11 protein-coding genes and 1 riboswitch are annotated in these 14,046 nt (G+C 38.7%); of the genes, 9 read left to right on the forward strand and 2 right to left on the reverse strand.

The annotated features are described in order from the left end of the window. Positions 1 to 27 precede the first annotated feature (27 nt). The gene (locus B3317_RS02510; protein WP_291108299.1) at positions 28 to 3,393 is read right to left on the reverse strand and encodes an ATP-dependent helicase; all 3,366 of its coding nucleotides are present in this window, start codon (positions 3,391 to 3,393) and stop codon (positions 28 to 30) included. A 7-nt stretch (positions 3,394 to 3,400) separates the two neighbouring features. Continuing rightward, positions 3,401 to 3,955, reverse strand: coding sequence for a hypothetical protein (locus tag B3317_RS02515; RefSeq protein ID WP_291108301.1), 555 nt, complete (start codon positions 3,953 to 3,955; stop codon positions 3,401 to 3,403). 155 nt (positions 3,956 to 4,110) lie between these two features. Beyond that, positions 4,111 to 4,207: riboswitch (TPP riboswitch) on the forward strand. A gap of 113 nt (positions 4,208 to 4,320) precedes the next feature. On the opposite strand from B3317_RS02515, the gene B3317_RS02520 reads away from it, so the two are divergent. The 9 genes from B3317_RS02520 (at position 4,321) to B3317_RS02560 (ending at position 14,030) form a co-directional block, all read left to right on the forward strand. Further along, positions 4,321 to 6,549, forward strand: coding sequence for a TonB-dependent receptor (locus tag B3317_RS02520; protein WP_291108303.1), 2,229 nt, complete (start codon positions 4,321 to 4,323; stop codon positions 6,547 to 6,549). A 115-nt stretch (positions 6,550 to 6,664) separates the two neighbouring features. After that, positions 6,665 to 7,264: a nicotinamide riboside transporter PnuC gene (pnuC, locus tag B3317_RS02525; protein ID WP_291108305.1), complete on the forward strand. Its 600-nt coding sequence runs from the start codon at positions 6,665 to 6,667 to the stop codon at positions 7,262 to 7,264. 107 nt (positions 7,265 to 7,371) lie between these two features. Beyond that, positions 7,372 to 8,436, forward strand: coding sequence for a glycosyltransferase (locus tag B3317_RS02530; RefSeq protein ID WP_291108307.1), 1,065 nt, complete (start codon positions 7,372 to 7,374; stop codon positions 8,434 to 8,436). Continuing rightward, complete coding sequence (locus B3317_RS02535; RefSeq protein WP_291108309.1) at positions 8,433 to 9,497, forward strand: glycosyltransferase family 2 protein; 1,065 nt, start codon at positions 8,433 to 8,435, stop codon at positions 9,495 to 9,497. The genes B3317_RS02530 and B3317_RS02535 overlap by 4 nt, the downstream gene beginning before the upstream one ends. Positions 9,498 to 9,500: 3 nt before the next feature. Then, positions 9,501 to 10,787, forward strand: coding sequence for a hypothetical protein (locus tag B3317_RS02540; RefSeq protein WP_291108311.1), 1,287 nt, complete (start codon positions 9,501 to 9,503; stop codon positions 10,785 to 10,787). 104 nt (positions 10,788 to 10,891) lie between these two features. Beyond that, positions 10,892 to 11,587 carry a nucleotidyltransferase family protein gene (locus tag B3317_RS02545; protein WP_291108313.1) on the forward strand — a complete coding sequence of 232 codons (696 nt, stop codon included), beginning with the start codon at positions 10,892 to 10,894 and terminating at the stop codon, positions 11,585 to 11,587. A gap of 17 nt (positions 11,588 to 11,604) precedes the next feature. Further along, positions 11,605 to 12,150, forward strand: coding sequence for a D-glycero-alpha-D-manno-heptose-1,7-bisphosphate 7-phosphatase (locus B3317_RS02550; RefSeq protein ID WP_291108315.1), 546 nt, complete (start codon positions 11,605 to 11,607; stop codon positions 12,148 to 12,150). A gap of 12 nt (positions 12,151 to 12,162) precedes the next feature. After that, on the forward strand, positions 12,163 to 13,191 hold the full coding sequence (locus B3317_RS02555) for a dehydrogenase (protein WP_291108317.1): 1,029 nt from the start codon (positions 12,163 to 12,165) through the stop codon (positions 13,189 to 13,191). A 5-nt stretch (positions 13,192 to 13,196) separates the two neighbouring features. Then, positions 13,197 to 14,030: a hypothetical protein gene (locus tag B3317_RS02560; RefSeq protein WP_291108319.1), complete on the forward strand. Its 834-nt coding sequence runs from the start codon at positions 13,197 to 13,199 to the stop codon at positions 14,028 to 14,030. The last annotated feature ends 16 nt before the right edge of the window (positions 14,031 to 14,046 follow it).

The raw sequence follows: 14,046 nt of genomic DNA on the forward strand, positions 1-14,046 counted from the left end.
TATTCTTTTTTAAACAAAATGTAGTTATCATAGATTGATAACCGACTGATTTACTATCTCCCTATAGATTAGGTTCTGATTCAGGATATAATCATTTCCAATCATAAATAGCTGTTCGCGAGCCCGTGTAAGGGCTACATTCAGTTTGCGGTCTACAGTACGCTCACGGTTCAGATTACTAAAAAATCTCAATTGGTATGGCTTGTTGAAACAAAAAGAAAGAATGATGATATCCCGCTGACTACCCTGATAGCGTTCTACGGTATCTACCATAATATTGTTTAGTCCCGGAATTTCTGTTTCTTCCAGTTTATGTTTTATCAGGGCAATCTGATTACGGTAGGGAGTTATCACGCCTATGGTTTTCCGGGCATCAAAAGCCATGTTATTAACTCTGTAAATCTCAAGTATTGCTTTTATTAAAGAAATAACAACATCTGCTTCCTGTTTGTTCAGCTTATCCGAATTGTTCGTGTTGTCTGTTTGCCTGACAGGGATGAATGCTGTCCGTTTTGTTGCAATTAATGCTTGTAATTTATCTGATCTGTCGTATGTTTGATATATTAAAGGCTTACATTGCCTGTCAGTAGCTACATTTAGCATATTGTCATAGAAGTTGGCATTGACAAGGGACGCAATATCTTCATGCATCCGTCCGTGATAGGTCAAAGTATCATATGCATGTGCCCAACCTTGTTTTTGACAGACGTGAAACAGTCGCTCAAATAAAGATTCACGGCAATTGGATAATTCAATGTCATTTAATATGGTCTCTTTTACCTTCGATTTGTTTTCATCCTGCAAAGTGATTGTAGACAATTGTTTATGATCTCCTATCATGATGAACTTGTCGAATAGAGGTAAAAGCCCGATAATCTGTGGTTCCAGTATTTGAGATGCCTCGTCTATGATAGCAACATGAAACTTCTTAAGATCGAATAATTCGGGCTTTCCGGTTATGGAAGCAAGGGTGCCGACAAAAATACGGGTACGGTCTATGGTTTGGATCAGCTCTTTTCTACTGTCTGCCTGATGGGAGATATTTTGCAGCAGGCGATGACGATAATCTTCACCGCACGAGAGTTCCGCACCTATACGGATATATCTGTCACACTCGTCTTCACTTTTGCCGAATGCCTGACAGATGGAGGCGCATAATTCATCCACGGCACGGTTGGTATATGCCATTACAAGGATATTTGTATCCTTCCCGGCAGAGAAACGCTCTATAAGTTGCCGGGCAAAGATGGATGTTTTACCTGTTCCCGGAGGCCCTACAATAAGGAAGTAATCTTCGGCTGCTAAGGCTTTATTTATGATGTTCTCCTGTTTTTCCTCTTTTGTGGCGTCTGTCTTTAATGTATACAGTGCGGATAAGGCCGGCTTTCGTAAGCCAAGCAATAGTTCTTTTTTGTCATCAGGAGCAGACAGAAAAGCAAACAGGCTTTTGTACATTGTATTGTAGCTATGGTCTAGTTTGTCATGCTCCACAGCCCAATATTTGTAACGGGAGAAAAAATCGTGGTTTCGCTGTTTATATCTGAATCGCAGAATGACATAGTACGAGGAAATTTCTACTACTGTGCCTTTCAGTATCTGGTTTGTCAGTACCGATTCTTCACTTTTCTGGCGGGGGTAAAGAATACATATTTCTCCCTCCCGGAAATTGACACAATCATCTTTGTCCCTTTTGAAGCGGATAATCATATCCCGGCCGGAATCGTCGATATCTTCTATTTCAAGATTGGCGATCAGGTCTAAAGCCTCCTGCCGTTCTTCAAACGAAGTATTCCATAAGGCAGATACACTCATTGATGTATTATAGCCTTCGTCCCCTGTCTTTTGAAGGTATAGTTCTCTGGTGATGAAACTGATGTAGCGATAGAAATATGCCCTCTCTAATGGGGTAGCCTTATCTATTACTTTTTCTGACTCTGCCAACTTGTCTATAAAAAACTGGGGTACACGTCCGTAATTATCCAGATTAAAGAGATTTCGGAATACTTTCTCTACGTATTGCATGTCGCCGATATATAGATCATGCTCGGTAGCAACAATGAGATTCCGTACATTTATAATATCTTTTTCTAATCGCTGGTAAATTGCAGCAAAGCGGATGTTCTCTCCTGCATTTTCAGCCGAGGAATAAAGAATAGTAGGGTATATATGGCGTGTATCTTTTTCGAATACGCTTTGTATCATGAGGCGGTAAACGGCTGTCTGTGTCTCATGATTAGGTGCTATCTTGGTCACGTCCTCGCGAGGATAGGGAGGTTTACCCGATTTCAGTTCGATTATGCGATCTATACCCGTTTTGTCATTTGATAGCTGAAGTAAATCGAGCCGTCCCTGAAACCCGTATTTCTCACAAAAGAAAGATGGCTCAAGCGTACAGGATGCCACATCGAATCCGTTTGCAGGCATATCGTTCAACACCACACGCTTTATGTTTTCGAACTGGCTCCGGGCTTTCGTCATAAATTCTTTGAAAGCAGCATTGTCACTAATCTCTTTACATGCCGCATATTCGAATGGCATGGAGCGGAACGATTTCATGAATACTTCTTCGAATGACAGGCTATCGGCATCCCCGGCATAAATAAGTTCATCCAAAAAGAAATTGGCAAGATTTCCCAATAATATGTAATGAGTATTTACATTGGGCTCGAATTTACGGCGGAAATAGTGCAGGTATGAACTGCCATAAGATTGAAAACACTCTGCCATTGCCGAAGCATCTATCAGATAATCGGGTTCCAGTACAAACATTTTAGGGATGTAGAACCCCGCATCGTCTACTTTTACGTCAATAAGGTTGAGTTGCGCACCAATCCAAAGGCGCTCAATGGTTTCATTGAATATATTATTAACGGGAGAGACGTTATATCTCACTTTTAAGCTCTGACCAATAAGAATTTCGGACTGACAGATAAGAAGTTTGTTTTCGGTATCTATTTCCAATACCTGTACGCGTATCTTATTCGATAAATCCTGAGGCACAGGTTCAAAATCAAAAACAGTATCTTCTACATAGTTGAAATCCTGTTTCTCGCCCTCGATATATAAAAGGAAATTTTCCAGGCCTTCCTTTGCCTGCTGGTACTGGCCGGGAGATACCAGATTCTTGTCGTTTCGCAGCAGGTAGGATGCTTTTATGCGTATATTCTGCAACTGCCATTCCAGCGATTTTGGCAGTTCATATTTTTGCCCGATAAAGACAAGGCGTGAAAATAAAGAGGGAAACTGCAAAGATTCACCGGCGGTGATATCTTTGCAGCCTCTCTCAAGCACCCGTTTCAGACGGATATATTTATTTCTTAATGATAGGTCGGAGCTATCTATTTGTTGTATTTCGGAGAAATAGTCAGATTGTATAAAGATATGTTCTGACATATGCCCATTAGTATCTGATTTCGAAATCGAAATCATTTCTAGCTTCAAAGTCGAAAGAGGTCGGTTGAAATATGTCTAATAGTTCGCCTTCAATGTAAAATCGAAGTTGCCCTCTGCGAGATAAGTTATATGCCATATCGGCCATAAAGCCTTTTAGTAGATAATAGTCTTCATCTATTACTAGTGCTTCTACACTTCCATTATCCATAACAACTACTCTCATTCTTAGCGCACAGTTATTTACGCCATCGGCTTTCAATCTGATATTTATGCGATCACCGGGTCTGAATAGCTCCCCGTAGAAAAGAAAAATTTCGGAACTATAAGATTCTACACTGACAATATCTAATCTACGAGCATCTATACCTCTAATATCTTCAGCTCGCAAATCGTACCAAAAACTAAACCCACCATGACTATCTGTGTATATAGGTTCTTCGTCAAATTCTGTGGATAAATTTAGTGTGCCACGCTTCCACTCGTAACGATCGCTTTCACACGACGAGAAAGAAATCAACGCTACAATAGAAAAGAGGATCGCAATAAAAATATTCTTCTTCATGTTTTTTAAGTTTTATGTTACAAAGGTAAATTAAATTTATCTAATATTATATATGACTAAAGAAATCCCGTTTTGTAACATCGGAAATCCTAGTTATAGAAAAATTTTATAATAGGTAAACACTTATTTATTGAAAAGGTTTGGTTATCTTTGCCTCGAAATCTTAGGGGTGCCTTAAAATTACAGGCTGAGATCACACCCATTAAACCTGATCCGGGTAATGCCGGCGTAGGGAAAGAAGATGCTATTGCGCACGTGCATATTCTTAAATTCCGGGAAATCATCTTATTAAACCCCTTTTTTGTTTAACGTCAAAGTATGAAACAATAATGATTGTCTTATGCTTATAAAAATTTTGTATGTAAATGAAAAAGGTATTTTTAGCTTTTGCTGCTTTTGTAATAAGTGGAGCAGGAGCTGTTTATTCTCAACAACAGGCGGATAGCCTTAAACTCATAAAACTGGAGGAGGTCGTCGTATCTGCGACCCGGGTAAGCCGGGGAGCACCCATCTCGTATTCAGATTTGGGAGAAGTGGAAATTAAAAAAGATAATGCCGCAAAGAACATTCCTTTTATATTGCAATCTTTACCATCGGTAGTTTCATATACCGAAGGCGGAACAGCCGTAGGAAACACGGCGCTTCGTATCAGAGGTACGGATGCAAGCCGTATAAATGTGACATTGAACGGTATGCCGCTAAATAATCCGGAAAGTCAGGAGGTGTATTGGGTTAATTTACCTGACTTGTCCAACTCACTGCAGAGCATGCAGGTGCAGCGTGGAGTGGGTACCTCGACAAACGGTACGGCCTCTTTTGGAGCCAGCATCTCGATGCAGACAGCCGGAGGAAAGGGAAATAAAGCATATGCCGACCTGTCATCTGCCTATGGGCAATACAATACTTTATTGCTGACAGGCGCAGCCGGAACAGGTATCATGAAAAATGGCCTGTCGCTCGATGCCCGCTATTCATATATCAAGAGTGACGGATATATACGGAACGGAAAAGTAGACCACAAGAATATATATGCGGCATTGTCGCACTATTCCGATAAACAATTGATTCGTCTTATTTATATGAATGGTATCCAACATACGGGTATTACGTGGGAAGGCATAAGTCCTGAAATGATAAAAATTAACAGGCGCTATAATCCTGCCGGAGAATATAAAGATGATAATGGCAGAACCCAATATTATGATAACGAAACGGATAACTATTATTCCAATATAGGACAATTGATTTATACCCGTTATCTGACAAACAGGCTGACACTGAATGTAAACCTGAGTTATAATAATGGTTACGGCTATTACGAGAATTATAAAGTAGATGAGGATTTTGCTGATTACGGACTAGGTAAACAAATTGTAGGAGGGACGACCTATGAGAGTTCGGATCTTACATTGCGTAAACTGATGCAAAATGACTTTTATGTAGGCGGGTTCAATCTGGATTATAAAGCTGGTAAGTTGGGCATTACGGCCGGAGCAATGTACAGCTATTATGATGGATCGCATTACGGTAAACTATTGTGGGTAAAGCATAATGAGAATATCCCGGAAGGGTATAACTGGAATCGGAATACAGCCGTAAAACAGGACATGAACGCCTTTCTTAAAATGGAATACCGTCCGGTAGATAACCTGTCGCTATTTGCGGAGGTACAGGAACGCTATATAGATTATCGCATGAATGGATTGGACGATGATCTGATGGATTTGACCAATAAGAATTATTATAACTTTATAAATCCGAAAGGCGGAATCTCATTCCGGTTCAGTAACTATAATGAGATTTACGGATCATTCGGGATTTCTAACAGGGAACCATTACGCGCAGACCTGAAAGAATCACTGAAAGGCGGAGGTTCGCGAAGTATTGCTCCCGAAAAGCTATATGATTATGAGTTGGGTTATAAGTATGCTAATTCAATGGTTTCATTCAGCGCCAATTTCTATTATATGGATTATAAAGACCAGTTGGTACAAACCGGTAAACTGAATGATATCGGTTATAAATTGCAGGAAAATGTACCGGACAGTTACCGTACAGGTATAGAACTATCATTGGCTTATACCCCTACCGAATGGTTGCGCCTGGATGGGAACCTGACATTGAGCCGCAATAAGATAAAGAACTATACGGTTTATTACGATCTGTATGATAATCAGAATGACTGGAATCAGGTAGGACAAGTTTCGGAATTCCATAAATCGACTGATATTTCATTCTCTCCGAATACGGTGGGTAGCCTCGGCGTTACATTTAAACCATTCGAGAAAGAAGATTTTACGCTGTCTTTTATCAATAAGTATGTTGGTCGTATGTATTATGATAACACCTCGAATGCCGAAAATCGTTTGTCAGATTATTTTATAACCGATATGGTGGCTTCATATACACTGGATGCCCATAAAATAGGTAAATTTGATTTTCAGTTCTTTATCAATAATTTGGCAAGTATCAAATATAGTGCGAATGCATGGGTATATACTGCCCGTTTCGAAGATGGGAGCGAATCGGTTGACCGTGGTTTATATCCACAGGCAGGCGCGAACCTGCTGGGGAAAATAAGATACCGCTTCTGATAGAAATATTAGTTACGAGTTACGAGTTACAAGTTACGAGTTACAAGTAACCGTGTATTGCAACTCGTAACTTGTAACTCGTAACTGCCCAAAGGGCGAAGTAACCCGTAACTTTATGATGGATTTAATTCTTTCTTTTATAGAAAATAACTGGGTAAGTATAACCGGCGCAATTATAGGGCTGGTTTTCCTGTATTTGGAATACAAAGCTAATGTATGGATGTGGGCTGCAAGTATCGTTATGGCCGCATTCTATATCTATATATTCTATAAAACAGAGTTGTATGCCAGCATGGGAATTTATATCTATTTCTTTCTGGCTTCTGTCTACGGCTGGATAGTATGGATCATGCGTAACAGGGACAAAGATTCGGGAGCGGAGATTATTACCCATGTCGGGAGGCGGTTCATTGTTCCCGTTATTTTAGGAGTGATAATTATCTCGTTGTTGATTTATTTCATTCTGATACAATTTAGTCACAATCAGTCTTTTATTACTATCGGTGATGCCGTTACCACATCGCTCAATATTGTCGCATTGTGGATGATCTCCCGTAAGTGGGCCGAGCAGTGGTTGCTCGTAATACCGGCTAACGCAGTATCTAGTATATTGTTATTCATACAACAAGATGTTATGTCGGGAATATTGTTTTTCATCTTCTTTGTGGTATCTATTTTCGGATATACTAATTGGAGAAGAATGATTACCAGTTAATTAAGTATCTAAAAATAAGCTAAAGGAAATATATAAAATCAATATTTTTCTCAATAATAGATTATTCCTATTATCTTTACAATTTCAAATTGTAGGCAAAGCATTAAATGAAGATTTTCCAAATCATAACAGTTTCAGAATATGGGGGAGCGCAGACGATTGTGGCAAATCTTGTTAAAACTTTGAGTTCCGAACACGAACTGTTTGTTTTATATGGAGGCGATGGCGAAGCATGGAACGCTTTAGGAAATAATTTTACAAAAATAAAATTAAACAATCACCGCAAAGAGGTATCAATAAGAGATATAGGTCTGCTCCTCAAACTTTATTATTATAGATTCAAATATAATCCTGATGTCGTACACCTTCATTCTTCGAAGATGGGTGTATTGGGACGTATTGTTTTCAGCCGTAAAAAAACAGTATATACGGTTCATGGATTCGATTCGATACGGAAAGCTTTTAAGCGTTTTCTGATTGTAGAACGTTTTCTCAAAAACAGCGCGTATAAAATAATAGGGGTCAGCCAATACGATGTGGACAGTATGCGTGAGGAAGGTATCTATAAGAATGTGGAATGTATATACAATGGAGTTACGGACCAGTATCTGGAGCAGGTGGAAATAAAGGACCGGATTACAACAGAACTGGACAGACTGCAATTATCGTATTCCAAAACCGTAATGTGCATATCCCGTATCTCAAAACAGAAGAAATTCGACCTTTTCCTTGATATAGCAAAACGAATGCCGCAATATGCATTTGTGTGGATTGGAAATAAAAAAGAAGTACATAATGTACCTTCCAATGTTTTCTGTTTAGGGGAGGCCCATCTGGCATGTTCCTACCTGAAATATGCAGATTTGTTTATACTTCCGTCTAATTACGAGGGCTTACCTATGTCTTTATTGGAAGCTTTGGCATTCGGAGTCCCGGTGGTTGCTTCAGCGGTTGGTGGCATAACTGAGGTACTCGACGGACAAAACGGTTTTGCTGTAAACAATGATATAAATCTGTTTACAGAGAAGATAGAATACATCCTTTCGGATGAAAATATAAAAAAAAGCATGTCAATACATGCAAGACAATCATATCTTGCTAACTTTACAATCGAAAAAATGGTAGACGGATATAAATCCGTCTTTAACGCAATCGTTGCAAATAAAAAATGAACAAGCCTCTGGTTTCAGTATTGATGCCTTGTTACAATGTGGAAAAGTATCTGGAAGAATCGATGGACTCGCTTCTGAATCAAACATATACAGATTTACAGATTGTAGCCATAAATGATTGTTCTACGGATAATACAGGCCGGATACTGCAAGAACTGGCCCGAAAAGACCCGCGTATAACAATTATAGAAAATGAGGAGAACCTGAAGCTTATAAAAACGTTGAATAAAGGAATCGGTTTCTGTAAAGGCGAATATATCGCCCGTATGGATGCGGATGATATAGCTTTGCCTACCCGTATAGAGAAAGAGGTTGCATTTCTGGAGAGAAATAAAGAACATGATATTGTCAGTACGCTTTTTTATGCTTTCAGAACAGAGAATCCCGGGAAACGGGATTTGCACCATAGTCCCCTGCAAAATGAGGAATTAAGAGCCTACCTGTTATTTAAATCCGGTATTTGCCATCCGGCTGTAATGATGCGCAAACGTGTATTTACTGAATTAGGACTGAGCTTTGAAGCAGAGTACCTTCATGTCGAAGATTATGCATTATGGTCTAAGGCTATATATAAAACAAAACTTGCTAATATTGGGGAACCGCTTCTTTTGTATCGTGTTCACCAACACCAGGTGTCGTCGCTGAATGAAGAGCTACAAACTAATAATAAGAAAAAGGTATTTAAGATTCATTGCAGGCATTTGGGTCTGCCCATGGACGATGATTTTCTGGAAATATATGCATCGGTCGCAGAATGTGTACCTTTACATTCATCTTTTAAGTATTTGGCTCAGTGTGAAGAGCTTATGCTTTCATTGATTCGGATAAACAGGGATAAACCATTTTGTGATGCAGCCTATCTTGAGCACATGTTATCAGTTCACTGGCTCCGGTTATGTGCCAATTCGCGTCTGGGATTGAAAGTCCTGCGCAGGCTGAAAGAGTCTCCTTTGTATAAGGAAGAGAATTATACATCAAGAGATTTTGCTATTCTTTACACAAAGTGTACTTTTAAACTCAAATATAAAAAATCGCTTATTTACAAACTTGTATTCAGGTAATATATGGCCAAGTTAAAAGAGATTATACCGATGTTTCTGCCGTTGATATTGACGTTTTACTTCATATATCCGCAGGCGCTTGACATACGGGGTTCTTCCTTTATTCTCTTATCGGGAGTTTTGGGACTGGGGCTATACACTTATCATAACTTTCCATTTAGGGAAGTGATATATGTAATGGCCGGCTTACTTGTAATGCTTTTTATATTTTACACTTCCGGGTGGTTGAACGATACGAATGATCCTTATACATTTGGTTATATCAGAAGCCAGATAGCATGGTTCTTCTCGGCATATCTGGTTATTTTTTCTATATATAAGATACATAAGAAACCCTCGTTTAATATAGTTCTCCTGTATATTGCAGCAGCTATAGGGTTGCAGGCACTAATCACCTTTGGAATGAATCAGAGCGAGGCTATACATGATTTCTTCTTTTCGATACAGATGCAGGCTGAATATACAGAAGATGTAATGGACGTAGGAGGAAGCCAACGGCTGATGGGATATGGTATCGCCTTCTTTGGAGCAGGTGTTATAAGCGGTATCGGACTTATTGTAATTTCTTATCTGTTAATGAGGCTGAAACTGAACAATAAAGGTTTTATCGCATTGATATTACTATATGTCTTTACATTCTATATCGGTTTGTTTATGGCACGTACAACAGTAATCGGTGCGGCTGTAGGGCTGGTGGTAATAGGCATATTGTATTTTTGGGATAATAAGTCGGTAAAAAAACAGGCGAGAATCTTTTTCATATCATCCATCTTTATGATGGCCGGCGGATATGTTTTTGCTATGTTTTATTTTCCTCATTTCTCCGATTGGGCATTTGAGTTGTTTACCAACTTTATAAGGACAGGCAAACTGGAAACCCGTTCATCTAACGGATTGGAACAAATGTTTCTAATTCCGAAAGATCTGGATACTCTAATTTTTGGTTCCGGGAGGATGTCTTTTTTTGGAACAGATGTCGGATACTCACGTATGCTCTTTTGGATAGGGATTCCCGGCACTATTTATTTTTATTGTTTTGCTATGTTGGTGGCTCGGCTTTATTTAACTAAAGATTGGGCGGTAAATCTGATGTCGGCAGCTATAATTATCTACTCTTTAGGGTTAAATGTGAAAGGTTGGGTCGATTTAAATCTGATTATATACTTATTCTTCTTTTATTTCATGTTCTATAAATACTATATCTATATACCAAGCAGGAATATAGGAATGAGGACTTTGGTTAGTTACAAAAATGAAAAGAAGCGGAGAAATAGGGAATCAACCATATGATGAGTAAGTGAAAGTTTTAATAAAATATTATTCAGCAGCAACTAAACTACGGTAGTTATACATAAAAAATAATAAATAAGTCAAAGATCTTAAATAAAAAAATAATGAAAGAGTGTATTATTCTGGCAGGAGGTTTTGGCACTCGTTTACAGTCGGTTGTGAACGATGTTCCTAAATGTATGGCAGAAGTCGCCGGAAAACCGTTTTTACAATACTTATTTGATTATGCAGCTAATGAAGGATTCAATCACATAATCCTTTCATTGGGCTATAAGTCTGATATTGTTATCAACTGGCTTAGAACTCAAAACAGACCTTTCGGAATTTCATATGTAGTAGAACAATATCCTTTAGGTACAGGTGGAGCTATAAAGTTAGCATTCGAAAAAGTAAAAGGGACAGAAGCTTTTGTTATAAACGGTGATACCTTTTTTGATATAGATTCGGAATCATTACTGGAGTTCCACAGGGCAAAGGAATCGGATATATCAGTAGCCCTTAAACCTATGCTGGATTTTGACAGGTACGGCTCTGTAGAATTGGATGATGAAAAACGTATTATATGCTTTAATGAAAAGGAATATAAAAAAGAAGGATTGATTAACGGGGGGGTATATATAGTCACAAAAAAACTATTTTCCAAATTATCCCTACCTGAAAAATTCTCTTTTGAAAAAGATATAATGGAGTCACATATTCGCAATATAAATATTTATGGCTATCAGCAGGATAATTACTTTATAGATATAGGGATACCTTCCGATTTTGAAAAAGCGAATGCGGATTTTCTTGAAAAATAGAAGACGTGAATAAAAAGATGAGTAATTTGAAGAAATACAAATATCTTTTCTTAGACAGAGATGGCGTAATCAATGTGGAACGTCCAGGTGATTATGTGAAAAATACATCTGAATTTGTCTTCGAAAAAGATTCATTAAAGGCAATAGCGTTACTATCTCAGGTTTTTGATTATATATTTGTTGTAACAAACCAAAGAGGAGTGGGGCGGAATGTAATGTCCCTGTCCGATCTTGAGCATGTACATAACTATATGATACATGAGATAGAAAAAGCCGGAGGTTATATTACCGATATATACTTCTGTACCGATTTGGATTCTGCAGCTATAAACCGGAAACCCAATATAGGTATGGCATTTCAGATTCAGCGGGATTATCCTGAGGTTGATTTTGCCCGGTCAATAATGGTAGGCAACAGCAAATCAGATATTGAGTTTGGTAATAAGCTGGAGATGTTGACTGTGCTGGTTGGTGATAAATATAAAAAAGAACATAAAATATATCAGGCTGTAAATGCTTATTACGAAAATCTGTATAAGTTTGCAGTTAATTTTACAAAATAAAAAAATCCGGCTATGATTATAAGAAGTAAAGCGCCTTTCAGACTGGGATTGGCAGGTGGAGGAACGGATGTTTCTCCATATTCGGATCTGTATGGGGGCTGCATACTGAATGCTACTATCAGTTTGTATGCATATGCCAATATAGAACCACGCGCCGATAACAAAATTGTATTCCGTATACCTCAGAATGATGAAGAATATATATTCGATGCTGCTTTGGAACTTCCCATATTGAATGACAAATCGGATCTGATGAAAGGTATTTACAATAGGGTGGTGAAAGATTTCATACACAAACCGTTATCTTTTACACTTACATGTGCTTTGGAGGTTCCTTTTGGCTCGGGATTGGGAACATCTTCAACATTGGCCGTCGCCATATTAGGGGCATATGCGGAATGGCTTACACTACCTTTAGGTGAATATGATCTGGCCTATCTGGCCTATCTTATCGAACGTGCCGACCTGAAACAAGCCGGAGGAAAGCAGGACCAGTATGCTGCGGCATTCGGGGGATTTAACTTTATGGAGTTTTACTCTGATGATAAAGTTATTGTAAATCCGTTGCGTATCCGCAATGAGACAATAAATGAATTGTCAAACAATATGTTGCTGTATTATACCAACACTGGCCGTAATTCGGGTGATATAATAGAAAAGCAGCAGAAGAACGTCAAAGAACAAAAGTCAAAGTCTATTGAGGCAATGCATCAGATAAAGAACCAGGCATATGAAATAAAAGAAGCCGTTCTTAAAAATAATCTTGACGAAATAGGACATATCCTGCATCGCGGGTGGACATATAAAAAGGAAATGGCAGATGGTATATCGACCCCATTGTTTGAAGAGATATATAACACGGCCATAAGCGCAGGCTCGTCGGGCGGGAAGATATCCGGTGCCGGCGGCGGAGGTTATGTCTTTTTTTATTGTCCGGGTAATACACGGTTTGCTGTGTCCAGAGCTTTGGAAAGCCTTGGGGGAAGAGTGCAACAGTATTCCTTTACCAAAAAAGGACTGGAAACCTGGCACACAAGATAAACAAAATGAAGCTGGCTGTCCTTATACGTGTTTACGATAGAATAGAGGATTTGAAATACAATCTTCAGATTATCTCCGATACCTGGAAAGAGAATGATTATTATATTATAGTTGTCAGTAATGGAAAGAAAAACGGTTACGACATTTTACCCGAATCTATTCCTCACATAGACAAACTGGTAATTCTCGAAGAAAATGCCGGACATAGGAAGGGAAACTCCCAATTACTGATGGAAGGAGTAAAGTACATCCCAGGGGACTGTAAATATACGTTGATACTGGAGGCTGATACATGGGTTTACGGAGATAGTATTCAGTCTAAATATACGAAACTACTGTCAGAGAAGGCAGATACCGTGTGGGCCAGCGCCGACTGGTATGATAAGTATTATGCCCTGGCTACAGACTTTGCAATTATTAAAACGGAATATATAAAAAATAACCCCGGAATATTTGATTTTGAGCTTTTTCCGGAGTGTCATATCACAAACTTTTTACGAGATACGAATGTCAGATTCATGTGGATAAAAGAGAATATGCCGGTACATGTACCCAGTTATATTCGTTATAGCTATCCTTATGTACCCAATATAAAAGAAGGGCGTTTTTATGTATTCCCGAAATCCAGGACAGTGACTCACCATATCGAGTTTCTGAAAGGTGGAATGGAACAAAAGAAGCGTTATTTTAATATTGTGGCCGGCACAGATTACTTTCCTCAGGTGAAATCCGGAAATAAGGCGTGGAACCGCTTTAAAATGAACTTCTGGATAGGACTGAGCAAATGTTTTGTAAAACGTAGCTGGTATAGTAAAAAAACATATAAAGTAATAGGGTAAAGCGATTTTTCAGATT

Source organism: Dysgonomonas sp. UBA7710 (genome assembly GCF_002482385.1).
In the GTDB taxonomy this organism is placed as follows: Bacteria; Bacteroidota; Bacteroidia; order Bacteroidales; family Dysgonomonadaceae; genus Dysgonomonas.

Coding starts and splice junctions, on each gene's coding strand:
- B3317_RS02560 (WP_291108319.1), top strand. CDS start 13,197: ATGAAGCTGGCTGTCCTTATACGTGTTTACGATAGAATAGAGGATTTG.
- B3317_RS02510 (WP_291108299.1), bottom strand. CDS start 3,393: ATGTCAGAACATATCTTTATACAATCTGACTATTTCTCCGAAATACAA.
- pnuC (WP_291108305.1), top strand. CDS start 6,665: ATGATGGATTTAATTCTTTCTTTTATAGAAAATAACTGGGTAAGTATA.
- B3317_RS02520 (WP_291108303.1), top strand. CDS start 4,321: ATGAAAAAGGTATTTTTAGCTTTTGCTGCTTTTGTAATAAGTGGAGCA.
- B3317_RS02540 (WP_291108311.1), top strand. CDS start 9,501: ATGGCCAAGTTAAAAGAGATTATACCGATGTTTCTGCCGTTGATATTG.
- B3317_RS02545 (WP_291108313.1), top strand. CDS start 10,892: ATGAAAGAGTGTATTATTCTGGCAGGAGGTTTTGGCACTCGTTTACAG.
- B3317_RS02530 (WP_291108307.1), top strand. CDS start 7,372: ATGAAGATTTTCCAAATCATAACAGTTTCAGAATATGGGGGAGCGCAG.
- B3317_RS02550 (WP_291108315.1), top strand. CDS start 11,605: ATGAGTAATTTGAAGAAATACAAATATCTTTTCTTAGACAGAGATGGC.
- B3317_RS02515 (WP_291108301.1), bottom strand. CDS start 3,955: ATGAAGAAGAATATTTTTATTGCGATCCTCTTTTCTATTGTAGCGTTG.
- B3317_RS02535 (WP_291108309.1), top strand. CDS start 8,433: ATGAACAAGCCTCTGGTTTCAGTATTGATGCCTTGTTACAATGTGGAA.
- B3317_RS02555 (WP_291108317.1), top strand. CDS start 12,163: ATGATTATAAGAAGTAAAGCGCCTTTCAGACTGGGATTGGCAGGTGGA.